General features: G+C 36.6%; 23 protein-coding genes and 1 riboswitch. Of the genes, 11 read left to right on the top strand and 12 right to left on the bottom strand.

Annotated features, from left to right (window positions below; translation table 11 throughout):
• Positions 1 to 8 precede the first annotated feature (8 nt).
• The 6 genes from COJ96_RS27075 to COJ96_RS27050 form a co-directional block, all read right to left on the bottom strand.
• Complete coding sequence (locus tag COJ96_RS27075) at positions 9 to 1,448, bottom strand: S1C family serine protease (RefSeq protein ID WP_098576729.1); 1,440 nt, start codon at positions 1,446 to 1,448, stop codon at positions 9 to 11.
• A 162-nt stretch (positions 1,449 to 1,610) separates the two neighbouring features.
• On the bottom strand, positions 1,611 to 3,011 hold the full coding sequence (locus COJ96_RS27070) for a sensor histidine kinase (RefSeq protein ID WP_098576728.1): 1,401 nt from the start codon (positions 3,009 to 3,011) through the stop codon (positions 1,611 to 1,613).
• The gene (locus tag COJ96_RS27065) at positions 3,001 to 3,702 is read right to left on the bottom strand and encodes a response regulator transcription factor (protein ID WP_098576727.1); all 702 of its coding nucleotides are present in this window, start codon (positions 3,700 to 3,702) and stop codon (positions 3,001 to 3,003) included. Before COJ96_RS27065 ends, COJ96_RS27070 begins: the two co-directional genes overlap by 11 nt.
• A 193-nt stretch (positions 3,703 to 3,895) precedes the next feature.
• Positions 3,896 to 4,462 (bottom strand): TetR/AcrR family transcriptional regulator, encoded by a 567-nt coding sequence (locus COJ96_RS27060; protein ID WP_098576726.1) that lies wholly within the window; start codon positions 4,460 to 4,462, stop codon positions 3,896 to 3,898.
• A 123-nt stretch (positions 4,463 to 4,585) separates the two neighbouring features.
• The gene (locus tag COJ96_RS27055; RefSeq protein WP_098576725.1) at positions 4,586 to 4,783 is read right to left on the bottom strand and encodes a hypothetical protein; all 198 of its coding nucleotides are present in this window, start codon (positions 4,781 to 4,783) and stop codon (positions 4,586 to 4,588) included.
• A gap of 361 nt (positions 4,784 to 5,144) precedes the next feature.
• The gene (locus tag COJ96_RS27050; RefSeq protein WP_098576724.1) at positions 5,145 to 5,696 is read right to left on the bottom strand and encodes a helix-turn-helix domain-containing protein; all 552 of its coding nucleotides are present in this window, start codon (positions 5,694 to 5,696) and stop codon (positions 5,145 to 5,147) included.
• Positions 5,697 to 5,871: 175 nt separating this feature from the next.
• On the opposite strand from COJ96_RS27050, the gene COJ96_RS27045 reads away from it, so the two are divergent.
• Positions 5,872 to 6,759 (top strand): VanW family protein, encoded by an 888-nt coding sequence (locus COJ96_RS27045; RefSeq protein WP_098576723.1) that lies wholly within the window; start codon positions 5,872 to 5,874, stop codon positions 6,757 to 6,759.
• A gap of 31 nt (positions 6,760 to 6,790) precedes the next feature.
• Here the strand turns inward: COJ96_RS27045 and COJ96_RS27040 are convergent, their stop codons facing one another.
• On the bottom strand, positions 6,791 to 7,060 hold the full coding sequence (locus COJ96_RS27040; RefSeq protein WP_098576722.1) for a hypothetical protein: 270 nt from the start codon (positions 7,058 to 7,060) through the stop codon (positions 6,791 to 6,793).
• Between the two features lie 244 nt (positions 7,061 to 7,304).
• On the opposite strand from COJ96_RS27040, the gene COJ96_RS27035 reads away from it, so the two are divergent.
• A complete protein-coding gene (locus tag COJ96_RS27035) occupies positions 7,305 to 8,018 on the top strand; it encodes a class I SAM-dependent methyltransferase (RefSeq protein WP_098576721.1) in 714 nt (237 codons plus the stop codon).
• 135 nt (positions 8,019 to 8,153) lie between these two features.
• Positions 8,154 to 8,405 (top strand): sigma-G-dependent sporulation-specific acid-soluble spore protein CsgA, encoded by a 252-nt coding sequence (locus COJ96_RS27030; protein ID WP_098576720.1) that lies wholly within the window; start codon positions 8,154 to 8,156, stop codon positions 8,403 to 8,405.
• 270 nt (positions 8,406 to 8,675) lie between these two features.
• Here COJ96_RS27030 and COJ96_RS27025 read toward each other — a convergent pair whose 3' ends face one another.
• Positions 8,676 to 9,545 (bottom strand): YitT family protein, encoded by an 870-nt coding sequence (locus COJ96_RS27025; protein ID WP_098576742.1) that lies wholly within the window; start codon positions 9,543 to 9,545, stop codon positions 8,676 to 8,678.
• A gap of 209 nt (positions 9,546 to 9,754) precedes the next feature.
• On the opposite strand from COJ96_RS27025, the gene COJ96_RS29465 reads away from it, so the two are divergent.
• Together COJ96_RS29465 and COJ96_RS27020 are read left to right on the top strand one after the other, a co-directional pair.
• Positions 9,755 to 9,883: a hypothetical protein gene (locus COJ96_RS29465; protein WP_257148652.1), complete on the top strand. Its 129-nt coding sequence runs from the start codon at positions 9,755 to 9,757 to the stop codon at positions 9,881 to 9,883.
• 218 nt (positions 9,884 to 10,101) lie between these two features.
• A complete protein-coding gene (locus COJ96_RS27020; protein ID WP_098576719.1) occupies positions 10,102 to 11,355 on the top strand; it encodes an erythromycin esterase family protein in 1,254 nt (417 codons plus the stop codon).
• Between the two features lie 42 nt (positions 11,356 to 11,397).
• Here COJ96_RS27020 and COJ96_RS27015 read toward each other — a convergent pair whose 3' ends face one another.
• The gene (locus COJ96_RS27015) at positions 11,398 to 12,003 is read right to left on the bottom strand and encodes a hypothetical protein (RefSeq protein ID WP_142333102.1); all 606 of its coding nucleotides are present in this window, start codon (positions 12,001 to 12,003) and stop codon (positions 11,398 to 11,400) included.
• 192 nt (positions 12,004 to 12,195) lie between these two features.
• On the opposite strand from COJ96_RS27015, the gene COJ96_RS27010 reads away from it, so the two are divergent.
• The 3 genes from COJ96_RS27010 (at position 12,196) to COJ96_RS27000 (ending at position 13,559) form a co-directional block, all read left to right on the top strand.
• Positions 12,196 to 12,399: a DUF1657 domain-containing protein gene (locus COJ96_RS27010; RefSeq protein WP_098576717.1), complete on the top strand. Its 204-nt coding sequence runs from the start codon at positions 12,196 to 12,198 to the stop codon at positions 12,397 to 12,399.
• A gap of 74 nt (positions 12,400 to 12,473) precedes the next feature.
• The gene (locus COJ96_RS27005; RefSeq protein WP_098576716.1) at positions 12,474 to 12,680 is read left to right on the top strand and encodes a DUF1657 domain-containing protein; all 207 of its coding nucleotides are present in this window, start codon (positions 12,474 to 12,476) and stop codon (positions 12,678 to 12,680) included.
• Positions 12,681 to 12,698: 18 nt separating this feature from the next.
• A complete protein-coding gene (locus COJ96_RS27000) occupies positions 12,699 to 13,559 on the top strand; it encodes a DUF421 domain-containing protein (RefSeq protein ID WP_098576715.1) in 861 nt (286 codons plus the stop codon).
• Positions 13,560 to 13,626: 67 nt separating this feature from the next.
• On the opposite strand, the gene COJ96_RS26995 is transcribed toward COJ96_RS27000, so the two are convergent.
• Positions 13,627 to 14,610: a DMT family transporter gene (locus COJ96_RS26995; RefSeq protein WP_098576714.1), complete on the bottom strand. Its 984-nt coding sequence runs from the start codon at positions 14,608 to 14,610 to the stop codon at positions 13,627 to 13,629.
• A 193-nt stretch (positions 14,611 to 14,803) separates the two neighbouring features.
• Between COJ96_RS26995 and COJ96_RS26990 the strand changes: the two genes are divergently transcribed.
• Positions 14,804 to 15,418 (top strand): PH domain-containing protein, encoded by a 615-nt coding sequence (locus COJ96_RS26990; RefSeq protein WP_098576713.1) that lies wholly within the window; start codon positions 14,804 to 14,806, stop codon positions 15,416 to 15,418.
• Between the two features lie 39 nt (positions 15,419 to 15,457).
• Here COJ96_RS26990 and COJ96_RS26985 read toward each other — a convergent pair whose 3' ends face one another.
• Positions 15,458 to 16,090 carry a nitroreductase family protein gene (locus COJ96_RS26985; RefSeq protein WP_098576712.1) on the bottom strand — a complete coding sequence of 211 codons (633 nt, stop codon included), beginning with the start codon at positions 16,088 to 16,090 and terminating at the stop codon, positions 15,458 to 15,460.
• A gap of 133 nt (positions 16,091 to 16,223) precedes the next feature.
• On the opposite strand from COJ96_RS26985, the gene COJ96_RS26980 reads away from it, so the two are divergent.
• Positions 16,224 to 16,583 (top strand): winged helix-turn-helix transcriptional regulator, encoded by a 360-nt coding sequence (locus COJ96_RS26980; protein ID WP_098576711.1) that lies wholly within the window; start codon positions 16,224 to 16,226, stop codon positions 16,581 to 16,583.
• Between the two features lie 42 nt (positions 16,584 to 16,625).
• On the opposite strand, the gene COJ96_RS26975 is transcribed toward COJ96_RS26980, so the two are convergent.
• The gene (locus COJ96_RS26975) at positions 16,626 to 17,438 is read right to left on the bottom strand and encodes a YitT family protein (RefSeq protein ID WP_098576710.1); all 813 of its coding nucleotides are present in this window, start codon (positions 17,436 to 17,438) and stop codon (positions 16,626 to 16,628) included.
• 205 nt (positions 17,439 to 17,643) lie between these two features.
• A riboswitch (Lysine riboswitch) is annotated at positions 17,644 to 17,834 on the top strand.
• 102 nt (positions 17,835 to 17,936) lie between these two features.
• Here COJ96_RS26975 and COJ96_RS26970 point away from each other — a divergent pair.
• A complete protein-coding gene (locus tag COJ96_RS26970; RefSeq protein WP_098576709.1) occupies positions 17,937 to 19,418 on the top strand; it encodes an amino acid permease in 1,482 nt (493 codons plus the stop codon).
• Positions 19,419 to 19,502 lie beyond the last annotated feature (84 nt).

Below are 19,502 nucleotides of genomic sequence, written 5' to 3'. Positions count from 1 at the left end.
CCCTCCAATTAATCCGCAAGTTTCACTTTTACAGTGATTTGTTTTCCATCGCGGTAAACTCCCAATTTTATTTCATCCCCCTTGTTTACTTTCGTATATAGATATTTTCGTAAATCAGAGGAACTGGTAATTTCCGTGCCATTCATGGAAACAATAATATCTTTTACTTGGAGTCCAGCGTTTGCAGCTACTGAATTGGCCTCAATATTTGTGAGCATAACACCTTTTGTTGTGCTTGGCAGGTTTTGCCAATACATTTGTGCCACTTGATTAAGATCGGCAAGTCCTACCCCAAGATATGGACGGTCGATTTTACCATTCTTAATTAATTCATTTACAATGGGAATTAGATCATTACTAGGAATCGCAAAGCCTAACCCTTCGACACCACTCTCTGAAATTTTCAAACTATTAATGCCAATCACTTGTCCTTGTGGGTTAATTAAAGCACCCCCGCTGTTCCCAGGATTAATTGCTGCATCGGTCTGAATAACATTGGTATCCCAATTTCCTGCAGAGGTTGTAATGGCAATACTTCGGTTAGTTGCACTCACAATCCCTTGTGTGACTGTTCTTGAAAGATCAAGTCCAAGCGGGTTCCCGATGGCATAGACCTGGTCGCCTGGACGAAGTGTTGACGAATCACCAAAATCAGCCGTTGCCGCCACGTATTTGGCGTCAATTTTTAAAACAGCGAGATCCGTTAAAGCATCTGTGCCAACCACTTCAGCGGTGGCTTTTTCACCGTCATACAAAGATACTTCTAGTTTCGTAGCCCCTTCGACGACGTGGTTATTGGTGACAATATAGGCTGTATTATTATTTTTTTGAAAAATAACTCCCGACCCCGAACCGCTTTCCACTCTTTGCGAAGAACTAGAATTTCCATAAAAATTATTCTGTTGTTGCTGGTAATTGACAATCCCGACAATCGCCTTCGATACCTTTTCAACTGTATCCGCAATCGAATTAGAAGTTGTCGCTGTTGGCTGAGCTACTACAGGTTTGACCGCAGTACCTTGTTGAGAACTAATTGCCTCTTGAGACTCCACTTTCGGGAAATGATCTTTTATGTAGTCTGTATGTGGCAAAATCGCTAATGTCAATACAGACCCAATTACCCCAGCTGCAAGTGTGGAGGCAAATCCCTTTACGTTCCGTTTTTTCATTTTCTTTTGATCCACTTGATTGGTTGTACGCGTTGGTTCCATTCCTGGTGTTACTGTTGATTTCGTTGCAGGTTCAAATTCAGATTGTGCTTCTTGTTCCTCACGATTCCCAAAATCATTAGTTTCCACTGTGAAGGTCGCATCCACTGCATAGGAATTTTCTTCAGTATGGTTGATTTTGATTGACTCCTCTAATTGTTCTTTTGCTTTTGTAATTTCTGTTAAATCAGATGTATTTGGTTGATCTTTATCGAATTCATTATCATTTTTATAATCCATTTCATTCAATCTCCTTTAAGCATTCTTTATCTTGTCTCTACTTTACCTTGCAAATCTTAAGAAATTATTAACAAACTATAACGGCTTTTAGAAATATCTACGAATTTTTATCTTTATTGAACAAAAAAGCTGCAGGCACCAGCCCACAGCTTCTCGCAATTTTTATAGTTTAATGACGAATTTTGTTCCTTTTCCCTCTTCACTGAAAACATTAATTTCCCCATTATGAAGGAGAACCAATTGCTTAACAATCGAAAGGCCCAATCCAAATTCTCCATAAGGATTACTGGTCCTAGAGATATCAGCCTTATAGAATCGTCGCCAGATGTTTTCTATCTCACTCGGATCAATGCCAATCCCGGTATCCTCCACTTCAATAATGGTCGACTGCCCTTCCGTTCGCCCGCGAAGCCAAATCGTCCCGTTCGTGGTAAATTGAATGCTATTTTTGGTAATATTAATTAAAATTTGAATCAGTCGGTCATAGTCAGCATTTACAATAACTTCTGGTTCCGCCTCAATTAGAATCTGATTATTTTTATCCTCTGCTTGCAGCATTAATTGATCTTGAATAATCTCAAATGCCTCAAGGAGCTGGATATCTTCTCTGTACAACCGAATTTGATTGGAGCGTATTTTGTCATAATCCAAGTTTTCATTGACAAGGCGAATAAGTCTTTTTGCTTCTTGACTTACAAGATTTATTCCTCTTTCTTTATCTTCCTCGGGAATCATATCATTTTTCAAGCCTTCGATGACGCCGCTAATAGTCGTTAAGGGAGTCCGCATTTCATGGGAGACATCCGATAAAAATTGTCTTCGTCTATTTTCTAGACTTTCAATTTCCTCCATCGAGGTATTAATTTTATTAACCATATGATTAAAATCATTTGCTAATTCACCAATCTCATCGAAATTTGAAGATGCAACGTGGACATGATAATTTCCCGCTGAGACAAGTGAGGTTGCTTCACGAAGACGTTTAATCCGGTGCACATGAATTCTCGATAAAAACCAACTAAGCAGAAAGGAAACAACTAGCGCAATAATAATGGCGTACATAATATACTGATTGACACGATGAACCATGGCACTAGAGCCGCTAATCGGTGACGTTAATAGAATTCCACCTATAAAGGTTCCATTATTAAGATACGGTAAAACAACAAAGGTAACCCCTTCTTGACCGAACCTTTTAAAATCACTATTTACCACAAGGGTTCGACCTTTAGAAATCCGATCCCAATCCTTGTCAGACAAACCTCCAATAGCTGGACCTTGTTTTCCAACAGCGTATAGTTTTCCATATTGATCAAAGATACTAAAGCTCATTTTTCTTGTTGTCAACACCGAACTATAACGATTAATAATTTGGTCCGCCGCTTGTGGAGATTCATCAATCTCGGAAAGAATCGCCTTCCCGTAGGATATCAGTTCATTTACTTTATTTTCATAGACCAAATTTTCAACATAATGCGCAAACAATAAACTTAATACTAAGAAAGCAACAATTATAATACTGATATGACTGAAAAATTGTTGGTAAATGTATCTAAACTTCATCCGTTTTGATTGACTCATCAAACTTATACCCTACCCCCCATACAGTATGGAAGAATGGCTGTGCAGTTGTTTCAACTTTTTTCCGAAGTCGTTTAATATGGACATCCACCGTTCGTTCGTCCCCATAAAACTGATAGCCCCACACTCGTTCCAGAAGTTGCTCCCTTGAGAATACTTGGCGGGGATGTTCAACCATATAGTAAAGTAAATCAAACTCTTTTGGTGTTAAATTTGTGACCGGGGTACCGTCTACGATCACTTCACGTGTATTTTTGCTAATTTTAAAATGTTCTGTCTGAAGGAAATCGCCACTTTCCTTAGGTACTTGGGGTTGGAACCGCCGTGTTACTGCCTTAATTCTTGCCATTAATGTCAGCGGACTGAATGGCTTGGTCACATAATCATCCGCACCCATTTCAAGACCAAGCACCTGGTCGGACTCACTGTCTTTGGCTGTTAACATGATGATTGGAACCGTATAATTTTCTTGACGAATTTTACGGCAGATGGTTACTCCGTCCATACCCGGGAGCATCCAATCGATAATAGCTGCATCCCAAGTCTCTTCTTTAATGCGGTTGTATCCTTCGAGTCCGTCATTCACAAACTCCCCATCTATCCCTTCTTTGGCAAAAAACATTTCAATCATGGAACAGACACTTTTATTATCTTCGATCACTAAAATTCTCAAAATAATTCAACTCCTACTGATACCTAAAATGTTCTTTTTATTAAGTTTATCTCAAAATTTAAGCATATCAACTATAAACACCATTCTTCCATACTAATTAATAGTTTGTTCATAGTTTATTAATATTTCTCCACAAAAAAAGGCTTGAATCACTTCAAGTCCCCTTAAAATATAGTGTACTATACTTTTTTCTTTAATTGTCTTGAATTCCCTTTAAGATCATTTCGACAAAAATCTCCGCAACTTCTTCGTCTGTGCAGTTTCCATCTGGATTAAACCATTGATAACTCCAATTGGTAATACCAAGAATCCCCATAGTAATGATAGAGGCATTTAGATCAGCACGGAGCTCCCCATTTTCCATACCGGCACGAATTAGTCCTTCAATGTTTAGTCGGAATTGGTCTCTTTTTTGTTCAATTATTTTAAGATGCTCGGGACTTAAATTATTCATTTCCCGAAAGAAAATTTTAGCAGCCGCACCTTGGGTTGTTATATTCGTAATTAGCATATAAACATTCGCAGATAATTTTTCCTTGAATGATTTTGAAGTGTCCTTTAATATATGGTCCTGATTATAAAGTAAACCGTCTATATAACCAAGGTGGATATCCATTAGTAATTCTTCCTTACTCGAAAAGTAATAGTAGAAAGTTCCCTTTGTAACACCAAGTGAATCAACGATGTCTTGAATGGACGTTTCGGTAAAACCCTTTTTTTCAAATAGACTGATGCTTTGTGCTGTAATTTTCCCCTTCACATTATGTCCTCGCATTCTCTTATATGTCTAATGAGAATTATATCATATTCAATAATGCCCCTTTTGCACCAACGAGGATCTAAATTGTTTTAGAGTATTCATTCTCAACTAACGAAAATCCCTTTAATACCTTTTTGTTAATGATCTTTTTTGCTTGTTCATTACTTCATACGACTTTTCAATGATATCTGTTAGTACATCTCCTTTATAGATTCGACCAAGCTTCAATCCTTGTTGGTAATATTCAACGATTTCATCTAGCAACTTCGAAGTGTCTTTTGTAATTCTTACATTTAATTGAATTCTTTCGTTTTCAGACATGTTATTCACTCCTATATATCCATTAGCAATCTGCTAGCACTTTTCTATCCTGTTGTTATCACCTATTAATATACTATATTTCAACAAATTTTTCAGCAGAAACAAAAAAAATGATCATCAAAATGATGACCATTTCAGACTGTCGACAATTTCGAAGGATCCGAGGTTAAAAATCGACAGTCTTTGTTGTTTGGCTAACTACATTATACTAGTCAGTTGATTTCCGTTCCAGGCGGCTTCGCTTTCCGCGGGCGGTTCGGGGAGCCTCCTCAACGCTTTCAGCGCCTGCGGGGTCTCCCCTGTCCCGTACTCCCGCAGGAGTCTTCGCCGCCTTCCACTCCAATCAACTTGTACTTACTTATCATTTTTCCAAACTTTTCTTTTTCTCTGGAATCACGATTGTAGCTACTGTCCTTCTTCTTCTCCCCTCTTTTGGTTCGTTTTTAATAACTTTTTGATAAACAGCTGAAAGTTCGTTTATAAATTCCACATACTCCTCATCATTTAAGTGGATGGATGCTTGTCGGAATGTGACACCATCGGTAACTAGATCGATGCTGTCCTGATCTAAGTATCGATCGTATTCGCCCATTAAATTGGCCATAAATTTAATAAAAAGGCTCATATGTTCATCTTTTGAAAGCTTATTTAAGTCTTCAGGACCAATGGATACCTTGTCAGGATTATGGATGGAATAAACTTTTTCGACTGTTCCTCTAATTGGAATTTCATCTACTATATGAATGACTTCTGCTTCAACTAATTTTTTTAAGTTGCGATACAATGACGCTTGCGGGATATCTGGTAGAAATTCTTTTAATTGCTGCGCTGTAAGTTGTTGGTTAATTAAATACTGGATGATTCTCATTCGAACAGGATGCAAAATAACGTCAACAGTTGATTCATTTATCATATTAAATTAGCTCCTATATATTATCATTCTCAATAATGAGAATATTATATTCTTTGATTGTTGTAAAGAAAAAAAAGGAAATTACTTTTTAATTTTTCAAAAATGATTGAATCTGTTTTGTGATTACATGAATTAGCTTACTTCTACCAATATTATAGTGAGGGGGTTGCTAAGTATGATTTTATCATTGTTAATGGGATATTTCCTGTTAACCCAACCGGTTACTAATGTACAAGATCGTCTAACTATCACCAAGGACGGCCATACAGTAACTACGATTAATCGTGAGGATTTCACCTATTCCAAAACCGGCCTGCCATTATTAAATTCTAGAAAGTACAGTAGATTTTTGGATAATTTAAACAAACAATTTTCCATTGAACCAAAAAATGCCAGCTTGGATCAATATGGTGGTATTATTCCAGAAAAAGCCGGGTCTCAAATCAATCATCAAGCATTTACAGAGAAATTTTATGCTTATATTTTTAGTTCTAGACAAGCAAAGGTCATGGAATTACCTTTCCATGCAGTTTATCCAAAGGTGGATAGCGAATTACTTAGTGATATTCGCAGTATGAGAATTGGGCGTTATGTTACGTCTTTTAATCCCAGTAATAAAAAAAGATCTACCAATATAGAACTGGCAACAAAAGCAATTAACAACCAGGTGGTTTTTCCGGGTGAAACATTTTCCTTTAACAGGGTAGTTGGTAAAAGAACAGCTGCGAAGGGCTATTTACGTGCCAAGGTCATCGTAAGAGGAGAATTCTCAGAAGACATTGGCGGTGGAATTTGCCAAGTATCCTCAACCCTATATAACGCTGTAGATAATGCAGGCATCAAGATTGTAGAGCGGTTTTCTCATTCCAGAAAGGTCCCTTATATTCCACCTGGACGTGACGCAACGGTTAGTTGGTATGGAGCCGATTTCGAGTTTAAGAATACCTATAATCAACCCGTATTAATTCGAGCAAGGACATTAGGCCATCTGTTAATAATAAGTGTATACTCTTCTGAAAATATTAATTACATACCGAAAAAAGTCCCAGCTCCACCATATTAAAAAGTCCGCAGCCAATGTGCGGACTTTTTTCTTATTGTTTTTTATTATTTAATGCACTCATTAATAGCTCCTCTGAAAACTCTGTTAATGCAGCATTATCCATTAGATTAAGATTGGTTTTAGGTGTGAAATTTTTTACCATATTTTTAAAAGGAAGTGCAACGTCTCTACGTTTTCCCTTTGTCACTCCAAAAACAGCAGCACTTAAACCAATGCCTAATAGAGAGGCCCACATTGCTCCTCTACTTTTACGTTTTCTTGCAAACATTTTGAGAAACGGTTGAGCTTTCATTTTTTTCATCTAAAGCACTCCTTCAAATTGAAATGGAAAGGATCCTGCCCTTCCATTTCTTTAATTTGCGCTTATTAAAAAGAGAATATAGCAAGAAATAAGAACTTAATTAGTTATTTACTGGTATGTCGGTTCCTTTTCAGTTTACATTACACACTTATTTATCCTTTTATTATTCAGACTAATTTGAAAGAACCTCTCACCTATATTTTACATAAACTGCTACAAGATAAATGAGGTGGTGTCTTTATTTATGGGAGGTTTAACTTATTTTGACTTCTTAGCCAAATTTGGGGTGGGTGGAGCACATCCTGGTGGAATTCCATTAACAAAAAATATTTTGTCCAATGAAGATATTACAAATAAGTCACGTATCCTAGATGCCGGCTGCGGCACAGGCCAAACAGCAGCATTTCTTTATCAGCATTATTTTGCAAAGGTAGTTGGTGTGGAGATTAATCCAATCATGATTGAAAAAGCAAAAAATCGATTTCAGTCATTAGGTTTACCAATCAAGTTAATCCAAGGGTCTGTTGAAAAACTTCCCTTTAAAGATGATACTTTTGATTTTATTTTATCAGAATCTGTATTAGCCTTTGTTAACAAACCTGTTGCGATTAGTGAATTTTTTCGGGTTTTAAAAAAAGGCGGACGGCTGATTGCCAATGAAATGACCATTAACTCAAAACTAAGTCCTCAAGAGGAATCTGAAATAATGAAGTTTTATGCTCTGGATTCTTTATTGTTGGAAGATGATTGGCGAAATTTATTTATTCAGGCAGGATTCAAAGATATTGTTATTAAAACAGAAAAAACGAATATAAGTCATGGTAATAATACCACTGAATTTCATTTCTCGAACAATTTTGAACCTGAATTATTTCAAATTTTAAATGAACATGGGAATATCATATTAAAGTATCAGGATGTTTTAAGCCATCGAATAATAACCTGCTCAAAACTTTAATTTATTGAAGCCTCTCTCCTCTAATGGTGAAGTGGCTTTTTATTTGAAGAAATACGGTTAATAATTTTTTTCTTATCAGATGAATATTAATAAGGTCTCGCCCTAAAAATATGAGGTGAAAGGAACGGTGAAATAATGGATAAGACGTTGGGTTACTTACGAGAAATTTTGTCAAATTACACAGATGATCATTCGGAAGGCGGTCATATTTACCGTAAACTAACCGAAGGCCAATATACCTCTGAAGGGTCCTTTGTTCGAGATTTAAATCAAAAAGAAATCAATTTTCTAAATAAAATACTTCCGAAAGAAATTAGTTATGCTAAAGAAGAGCAGGATGAAAAAAGAGCATATGAATTGAATGAAGTTTTCGAGCTTTTATTCTAAAACTGGCAAAGAAAGCGCTTTCCACGCAAAAAGATGGCAGGATTTTCTGCCATCTTTTCTGGAAATAATTCATATTTTGTAATTTTATTTCCTAGGTAAGCGCAAGGTACGACAAAACGCCGACTAATCACCACGCCGATTCCGCAATAACCGACATAATACAATAAGAAACTACATAAGTTCTTCTTAAAAATCTCCCCATAACGACAAAATACATACTTCGCTCTTTGTTTCCATCAGATTATTCGAATGAAATTGTGATTGCAGCATCTAATGGATATCTTTTTTCTTAAATCTTCCACCACGGACTTCCGCAATATCCGCTACTGCTAAAAAGGCACTATCATCATTTTCAGTCACAATTTCCTTTAATTTTGCTTCCTCAAGACGATTGATCACGCAAAAAATAACTTTTTTATCATCACCTGAATATGCACCTTCACCATTAATATATGTTACACCACGACCGAGACGATTCATGATTGCGTCTCCAATTTGTTTTGCATTATCACTTATGATCCACACCGATTTAGATTCATCAAGCCCTGTAATGGTAATATCAATTGTTTTGTAAGCTACAAAATAGGCAATAAGCGAATACATTGCGCGGTCCCAAGTGAATACAAAACCTGCACACGCTAGAATAAAGAGGTTAAAAAACATAATGATTTCCCCAACAGAAAAAGGGAGCTTTTTATTAAATAGAATCGCTAGAATCTCGGTACCATCCAACGAGCCTCCATACCGAATGACTAATCCGACTCCAATACCAAGAGCAATCCCCCCGAATACCGTTGCAAGTAGAATATCTTGTGTAAAAGCTGGGACGGGATGCAGTAAAGTGGTTCCAATCGAAAGTATGATGATTCCATAAAGAGTGGATAAGGCGAAGGTTTTCCCTATTTGTTTATAACCAATAAAGAAAAAAGGTATATTAAGAATAAAGAGGAACATCCCTAATTTCCAACCTGTTACGTACGAAAGCATAATAGAGATTCCCGTGATACCACCATCAATTACATTATTAGGAACAAGGAATATTTCTAATCCTACGGCCATTAAGGCTGCACCAAGTGTAATTAAAAGAATTCTTTGAAAGATCTTCCTCTTCGTTAATCTACGATGCTGAATTTTTGCCATAATTGCTTCCTGCTGTTCGATTAAAGTCAATTCTTGTGTTCCCGACATTATCTGGCCCCTTTCAAAAATAATTTCCTACTTCCATTATATCGGATTCATCCTGCTAATTATAATCAAATGCTTATTTATTTCCTTACAAAATGAAAAAAGAGTTACCTCAATGTATGAAGTAACTCCTGAATTTAATTTACATCTTAGGAGACCCAACCATGACATTAGTATATCAAGATCCAATAATCAATCAGCTAATGTGTGTTTGTTCCGTTGAAGGAATTAATTCACATGGAATTAATGGAATTCAAATTCCCAAAAGAAACAAATTTTCAGTTTATCGATAGAGACTCATTACTTACTCGTTCACAATCGGAACGAACACGTATGGTTGAGCCTCCTAAGATGTGAATGTTTATATCTATCTTTCACACTTATATTATAACACGGGACTTTTTTAATTTACGGACTAGAAGTGTCAAATATGTGAATTTTTGGATATGTAAGTGTTTGAAGCTAGGGGTAACTTATCTTTAAGTATAATGGAAAGGATGCTTAACATCTTATGCTTAAAGCTATTAATAAATACGCGAAACCTTTTAACACAACTGATGATCTCGATCCATTAATTGATGCAATTGGTGATGCAAAATATGTGCTCCTCGGGGAATCTTCTCATGGAACCTCCGAGTATTATTCATTCCGAGCAGAGCTATCCAAAAGATTAATTAAAGAAAAAGGCTTCTCTTTTATTGCAGTTGAGGGTGATTGGCCCTCATGCCAGAGTATCAATCAATACATTAAGGGATTTAACCATTTGACGAACGACGTACGGAGAGTACTGGAAAGCTTTAATCGCTGGCCTACTTGGATGTGGGCAAACCAAGAAATGACCGGACTTATTGAGTGGCTGAAGGATTATAATCAACAAACTAATCTTTCTCAAAAAGTTGGTTTTTATGGTTTGGATGTCTATAGTCTTTGGGAAAGTATGGATGAAATTATTCGCTATTTAGAAAAAACGAATTCCAGGAGCCTGCAAGCCGCGAAAAAAGCTTTTTCGTGTTTTGAACCCTTCAACCGCAATCATGAATCCTATGCTGTTTCGGCAGGATATCTCTCTGAAGACTGTACGAGAGAAGCACTCGAACTTCTCGCCTCCATCCAGAAAAACAAATGGAAATTTGAAGACAATCAGGAGAGCAGCTTAAATATGGAGGTAAACGCCCTTGTTACTGCAAATGCTGAAGAATATTACAGGACAATGGTAAAAAGTGACTCTAAATCCTGGAATGTCCGTGACCACCACATGGTAGAAGCGCTCAACTCCGTGATGAACTTTTATGGAGATCGTGGAAAAGCAATCATCTGGGAGCATAATACCCATGTCGGTGATGCCAGGGCAACGGACATGAAAGAAGAAGGAATGGTAAATGTCGGACAAATAATTAGGGAACAAAAAGGATCGGAAAATGTGTACATCGTCGGGTTTGGAACCTATAGCGGTACGGTAGTTGCATCGACTGAATGGGGTAACGACGTTCAAATCATGCAGGTACCCCCTGCTCAATTAGGCAGTTGGGAATCACTAATGCATAAGACCAGTCCGGCTAATAAATATTTACTTTTTACTGATCAGAACCGTCAGGAGTTTTCGACCACCATTGGTCACCGTGCAATCGGTGTAGTTTACAGGCCAGAATACGAACATTTCGGTAATTATGTTCCCTCGAACATGGGGCAGCGGTACGACAGTTTTATCTTCTTTGATCAAACAAAAGCATTGCAGCCACTTATTTTAGAACATGTGCTTACATGAAAAAAAGTCTTCCTTTAGAGGTTTTGAAGGAAGACTTTTTTATTAATCCACTATTGGATCTTTAAAATTATCAGTAGTAGGAATTTTGTTTTCTTTTATTTTATTTTCCACTCGCCATTTATGTTCAACCAATTTATCATTACTAGGAATCGTTATTTCACTGCCATCTGGCATCTCAAATCGATATTGATAAAAACTGGTTGTACCTTGGTGGTTTCTGTATAGAATATGTACTTTTGAAATACGATCCCATCTATATTCCTTTTCTTTTAGGCTTTTCATTGTATTATAATGAATACCCTCGTTATCCAAATAATAATAGTTGGTTAAGCTTGAGATAAATGCGGGGATACTAGCTAGAATCATTGCCCCTAAAACCACTTTAAACCAAATACCTTCCCATCGCTGTCTAAAAATAAGGTAGAGAGTTAAAATGACTGCGATATAAATCATCCCACCCATAAAAGTGATATAAGCAGAAAATGGCGTTGAAAAAAACCATTGCGACCGAGAATAATAAACCATACTTTGGTATGATGGCACCGCAATAAACGGGACAAAAATACTGCATATGTACAAGATAATCGTATACGCGACCAGTATTACATGTTTTTCCTCAGTCGACTCACTTCTCTTTATCGATAGCAAAAATATCCCTCCATTATTTTCCTGTATACTTTTGACGAGAACTCTTCCAAAAAGTTTCATAAACATCATGAATTTTTCTATATCCTTTTTTAGCTAAATGGTAATTTTTTTCGATTATATTAATACATAACCACTGGAATTATCCGCATACTATTTTTGTATTTCAATTATTTCACGAAAGAAGGTTTACTTATGACAGTTGGAACACAAGTAAAACAAGCATTGGCAGGACTAAAAAGTGCTCAGGCAAGTTTTGAAACCTTTGCACTAGCCACAGATAACCAAAATGCAAAGCAACTTTATCAACAAGCGGCACAACAGACTCAATCTGTTCTTGATAGCGTAGAACCGCGCCTTCAAGAGATTCTCAAGGAAGAGCCTCAGTATAATCAATAAAATGCAGTTTTAGGTTGGCATTTTTGCCAACCCCTTTTTGATATATTGAATCCCTTATGAAAGGAAGTTTACTTGTGACTATCGCTTCAAATGTTAAGCAATGTCTAGCTACTATGAATGGAATCGAAGCACAACTTGCTTCCTTCGCGCTAAATTCTTTAGATAGTGAAGCACAAGCTACATTTAATCAAGCCATGTTAACGGTTGGAGAAGTAAAAAAAGACCTCCAGTATCGTGTATTAGAACTTGAACGACATGAACCCCAATACAAAGGGTCATAAATCTTGAGGTGAGAAATGATGCCAGATTGGGTTTTTATAATAGTCCGTTCGATAGTCTTCTTGGTACTCTTATTTATTACCACCAAAGTACTAGGTAAGAAACAAATATCTGAACTGTCATTCTTTGAATATGTTGCAGGTATTACCATTGGAAGTATTGCTGGAGAAGTCGTAACGGGTTTGGAAGGTAATATGTTCCATGGTGCACTGGCACTTGTTGTTTTTGGATTCGTAACTTTTCTAGTGAATTTCTTAGCTATAAAAAGTAAAAAGTTTAGTGATTTTGCTGAGGGAAAAAGTACTGTTGTTATTAAGGACGGAAAAATTTTAGAAGAAAACTTGAAAAAAGAAAGATATACCATCGATGAATTATCGGCTCTTCTAAGACAGAAGAATATTTTTAAATTTGCTGATGTAGAATTTGCAGTGTTAGAACCGCGCGGAAATTTAAGTGCATTATTAAAAAGAGAAAACCAACCACTCACACCCAAAGATTTACAAATGAAAATGCCGAATGAGAAAGAACCACAAACGGTTATCATGGATGGAAATATTGTTGATGAATCGTTAAGATGTGCAGGAAAAGGCAGAGGCTGGTTATATACAGAGTTAGAAAAACTAGACGTAACCCTTGATAATGTATTCCTAGGACAAGTGGATTCATACGGAGAACTTACGGTAGATCTATACGATGATAAAATTCAAGTTCCAGCTCCCGCACAACGTCCACTACTTCTGGCTACCTTAAAAAAAATTCAGGCTGATTTAGAGATTTTTTCGCTTGAGACCGATTGCGAAAAATCAAAAGCAATGTATAAGCGGAATGCTAAGAAGATTCAAGAAACCATTGATGTCTTAAGTCCTTATTTAAATGGGTAATAACACTAAAAACAACAAAATAAAAAATAAAATCCTTATCAAGCTATTTGATAAGGATTAATCATTTCTAACTATTCATTTTTATCGATTGACCATTTTGAATCATTTTTTGGTTACTTTTATGTGAAAAAAAGCTATGCAAGATCATACCAACCATGACCAATCCCATCCCCCACCAAGATAGCAGCGTCGGGAAGACGCTGTTTAGTAATAATAATTCTCCAATTACAGCGAATAATACCTCCACAGATTGTGTCGCCTCAACAGCCGCAAGTTTCTGCATATTTCCTCTAACAAGATCAGTTGCTTTAAAAAATAAAATGGTGGCAATGACTCCTGAAGTTATAGCAACAAGTCCGGATTGGATTATTTGCCCTTTGCTTGGAGTACCAATCGTAAATAGTCCATAAATCGATAAAATAATCCATAATGGAAGACTAGCTAAGGTCATCCCTAATACACGTTGGAAGACATCCAGCCGTCCGCCACATATATCCATCATTTTTCGGTTTCCTAGCGGATAAGCAAATGAAGCAATTAACACGGGAAGAATACCTAGGGAAATCACACCAATTGAAAGTTGATTGGCTTGTTCCATTTGCATCAAGATAATTCCTAATAGGATTATTAATGACATACCCAAGCCCTTAAATGGGATTTTTCCCTTTTGTATGATTGGACCTTTATTAGTCATAACCCTTTCGTAAAAAAAGGGAGCAAGCAAAGACCCTGAGATAATGGTTACCTGCCAAGTGGCCGCAATGAGCCACCCTGGGGCATATGCTGCAGAAAAACAAATAGGACCATAAAATAATCCAAAGCCAACCGAACTCCATAATAGCCAGCCACCTGGATTTTTTTTCAAATCCCAAAGCAAGGGTTTAAGATTTTTTCTTCCAATGACAATAATAAGTAAAAAAGGGACCATAAAGAAATACCTTAAAGAAGCACTCCAAATCCAGCTGCCACCCGACTGGTCCATCGATCTGTTGAGGATAAACGTAAATGCAAAAAAGAAAGCCGCTAAGATCCCTAAAATAATCGGCCGCAATAACCTCAACTCCTTCTATTACATTATTAATATGTATATAGTGTATTTTCCATTATAATAGGGGAAGTATCAAGTTGTAATTTTTTTCTATATATGTGAATATTAACGCATAAAGTTTTTTGAGTAGTGATGAAACTTTATTGTCCCCCATTCGTAAGAAGGATGGAGAATTAAAAAAGTGAGGGTGATATTCATGTTTGGAAAAGTAGCTGCCGATATTTTAGGATTAAGTGATGTGGGCTCTGTTATTAAACCCGAGAATTATGACAAGGTAGACGCAGACGATTATGTCATGCATGAAGACAATGAAAAAATTTATTTTCTTATTAAATCCAAATCAGATGAATATTGCTTTACCAATAATGCTCTTATCCATTTAGATGGCACAAGCGCAACTAGCAAAAAACGGATGCTCCATCGTTATAGTTATGCTACCAACCGAATCTCAGACGTATATCTCGAAACCGCTGGAACGGTAGACCTTGACGTCGAAATTAAATTTAAAATTGGCTCCGTGCCTTTCTCCATTGATGTACATAAAAAACATATTGAGGAAATTAAAGATTTATATAAAGCCCTAATTAAAATTTCAGAAATATCACATGAAAATGAAATTTCCCTTCAGTTCGCTAAACAAAGCTTAGATGTTGCCTCTACTACTCTAGGTCGTGTGACAAGTGCAGACAGTAATTTGGTTGTACAATTCAAAATGCTTAATCAAGCGGCTTTTCAATGGTTAGAAGACAGCAAAAAGCAATATATAGTCAAAGATTTCGGGTATGTATTTGAAAAGTATATCAATAACTAAACCGTGAGGCGCATGAAAATTTTTCATGCGCCTCCTCTTTTATTTATAATCTATTAAAACATCTTCCAACGGCAAACGAGTGGTATTAAAAGCAGGTGCTGCCGCCTTCCCTACTGAAATCAACACAATTGGAAATAATCGATCTTCAACATTAAACATTTTCACAAATTTTTCCTTATCAAATCCACCCATTGGAACGGTGTCATATCCTCGATCTTTTGCAATCAACATCAATTGCATTGACACTAAACCAGCATCAAATGAAGCAATATTTTTTAAGACTTCTTCTGAAGCAAATGGATAGGTTTTATTGGTACCTTCAATTAATCGATTCATATTAGCCTCATCCATAAAACCAGCTTCAAAGGCACTCTGGTATACTTTTTCAACGCTTTTATACATTTCCTTATCACCTAAGACAGCAATAACAGCAGAAGCTGTTTCGACTTGTTCTTGATTATTGGCCACTGCTCTAAGTTCCTTTTTTAACTCCTGGTCTTGGATCACAATAAAACGCCATGGTTGTAGATTACTTGAGGATGGTGCTTGTGTTGCTTCTTTTAACATTTCTTTTATTTCTTCTTGAGAAATTTTATATGTTGAATCATATTTTCTAACGGAGCGACGTTCTTTGATAACATCAGATAAACTTTTCGTTAAAGTAGTTTGCATGAGAGATTTCCCCCTAATCAATTTAACTTACTAATAGTAAGCACAAAACCATCTTACTATTAGTAAGTACCTTACGTCAAGAAATTAAACTATGATATTATATAGGTAGAAAAGTTAAAAAGAGGGATTTTAAATGAGTGAATCTAACTATCAAAAGTGTATGACTACTTCTGAAGAGGAAATTAAGCATATATGTACCAATTTTCATAATGCGATTGAATTTATTGGTAAACGTTGGATGGGCTCTGTTATTTTTTCACTTATGGAAGGCCCAAAGCGATACCATGAAATTTTTACTTCCATTCCTGGAATCTCTGATCGATTGTTAACCGAACGCTTGCGTGATTTAGAGAATGAAGGATTGATTATTAAAAGGGTGATTGCCACTTCACCTAAAAAAGTGGAATATGAATTAACTCCAGCTGGGAAGGATCTTGAAGAAGTTATCCATGTGTTATTGAAATGGATAAAAAAACGAGGAAAATCCCGATGAAACAAAAAGGGTTACATCCATTTAATAGATGCAACCCTTTATTTATGGACTTGGCCGATGAAACAGCCCCATTACTTCAATCGTTTCTGTAATATTAACAAAGGAACGCGAATCAACTTCCGTGATTAAGTTTTTCACTTCATTAAGTTCGTATCTGGAAATGACTGTTATCAATACATTCCGCTGGTTATTTGAGTATCCGCCAACACCGTCCAAAACAGTTAAGCCTCGATACAAATTCTTTAGTAAATGATTCCTCATCTCTTCGCCTTTATCTGTAATAATCATTAGAGTTAATTTTGCATGATCCGTATAGATTGCATCGACTACTTTACCTGTCACAAAAATAGATACTAAGGTATAAAGTGCAGAATCCCAATCAAACAAAAATCCACTAATCATAATAACTACCGCATTCATGCCTGAAAGTAAAGTACCAATTGGAAAATCCCTTTTTCTTGCTACGATCATGCCAATAATGTCAAATCCCCCAGTCGATCCGGAACAACGGAAAACGATTCCGACACCTAAGCCCGTTAACGCACCACCAAAAATAGATGAAAGAATTCTATCATCTGCGATCGCAAATACGGGAATTACATACAGTCCTATCGAGATAACAATAACCGAAAAGATCGAATTCACGATAAATCTTTTTCCTAACATTTTATATCCAATAATTAACAAAGGGAAATTCAAAAGGAAATTTGCCACTCCAGTATTCACCGGTGAGATCATCCCTAATATCATTGAAATTCCACTTAATCCACTGCTCAATACTTCATGTGGGATTAAGAAAAGGTTAAAGGCAACCACAATAATTAGAGATCCCAATATCATTCCAACAATCTGCATGGTAAAAATCCTCCTAATACGAACAGGCATCAATTCTAATTCAAAATAATACCGATACTCTCACTTAAAGTAAAATAAAAAAATTAATTTAAAAAAAACAAATTATCTGTTTATTTCTGATTAGAAATTTACATATTGACAATTCTATAAAAATTCATTTATTATATTAATATATTTAATTTCATATGATAAATCCTCATCAAACCGATGAGGTAGAGGTCGCGGTTTTTATTAGTAAAGTGGACGAGATGTGAGAGACATTCATGACTCCACTTAAAAGGAAAAATCGCCGAAGTGTGCTTTTACTCTTCAAAAAGCATGCTGGGTCTGTCTTCAAATAGGAACAGAACTGTCACGATTATTTCTACCAGCTAATCGTGTTGAGCTATCTTTCGGAAGGTATGATGCGGGGTATTGTAATGCCATCGATTATTCCTCGATGGCATTTTTGTATTCCAAACTCCTTCACGAAAAAAAGAAAAAAGAGGAGTCAAGACTATGCAAACAGCTAGAGTATTAAAAGAATCTGAATATACCAGTGATTTAACACTAGAAAAAGCTCCATCGGACTTAAAAAGAGGGTTAAAATCTCGTCATCTCACCATGATTTCGCTTGGCGGAACGATTGGAACGGGACTTTTTCTTGCTAGCGGCGGCGCAATCCATAGTGCAGGACCTGGCGGAGCCATCCTATCCTACCTTGTTATTGGTGTCATGGTTTACTTTTTGATGCAAGGGTTAGCTGAAATGGGTGCCTATATGCCCGTTGCAGGAAGCTTTAGTACCTATGCCACCAAATTTGTTGATCCATCCCTTGGTTTTGCGCTCGGCTGGAACTATTGGTATAACTGGGCCATAACAATTGCTGCAGAATTAGCTGCGGTAACGATGATCATGAAATTCTGGTTCCCAAATACTCCTTCATTTATCTGGAGCGGTATCTTTTTAGTGATTATGTTTCTCTTAAACTACCTTTCTGTTAAAGGATTTGGAGAAGCAGAGTATTGGTTTTCCTTAATTAAAGTGGTAACAGTTATTATTTTTGTTGTTACTGGTACGTTAATGATTTTCGGTATCATGGGTAATGAAGCACCTGGCTTCAAGAACTTCACGATTGGTGATGCACCATTCCACGGTGGATTTTTGTCAATGCTAGGCATCTTTATGGCTGCAGGCTTTTCCTTTCAAGGAACTGAACTTTTAGGTGTAGCAGCTGGTGAAACAGAGGATCCAAAAAAAGCCATCCCACGTGCCGTGAAGCAGGTGTTCTGGCGTATTTTATTATTTTATGTATTGGCGATTTTAGTCATCGGGCTTCTTATTCCTTATACAAATGACAATTTAGCAAATGGCGACGTTACTGTAAGCCCGTTTACTTTGGTTTTCCAAAAGGCAGGAATTGCTTTCGCTGCATCAATCATGAATGCAGTAATCTTAACCGCAGTTTTATCGGCAGGAAATTCAGGAATGTATGCATCAACTCGTATGCTTTGGGATTTGGCCCGACAAGGTAAAGCTCCTAAATTCCTTGGAAAATTAAACAAAAGAGGAGTTCCAGTAAATGCCCTCATTGCAACAACTTTGGTGGGAACACTTGCTTTCCTTGCCTCATTCTTTGGTGATGGAACAGTGTATGTCTGGTTGTTAAACGCTTCAGGCATGTCCGGCTTTATCGCATGGCTAGGGATTGCTGTATGTCATTATCGTTTCCGAAAGGCATTTATTGCCCAAGGTAAAGATTTAAGCTTATTACCATATAAATCAAAACTATTCCCATTTGGCCCTATCTTTGCTTTTCTTGTATGTGGATTTGTTGTCTTAGGACAAAACTATTCAGCATTTATGGGTGATCATATCGATTGGAACGGAGTATTAGTCTCCTACATCGGCCTGCCATTATTCTTACTTGTTTGGGTGGGATATAAATTAACAAAGAAAACGAAAGTAATTCCTTTAAAGGAATGTGACTTAAACCCTTAATTCCAAAGAAATAGTACGCAAAAATGCGTGCTATTTTTTTCATACAAAAAAACAGACTCTATGTTGAGGACACTGCAAAACACT

Origin of the sequence: Bacillus sp. AFS073361 (assembly GCF_002567005.1) — a bacterium.
Lineage (GTDB): Bacteria > Bacillota > Bacilli > Bacillales > Cytobacillaceae > Neobacillus.
The sequence above is the reverse complement of the archived record's forward strand: the minus strand, read 5'-3'. Positions and strand labels throughout refer to the sequence as shown.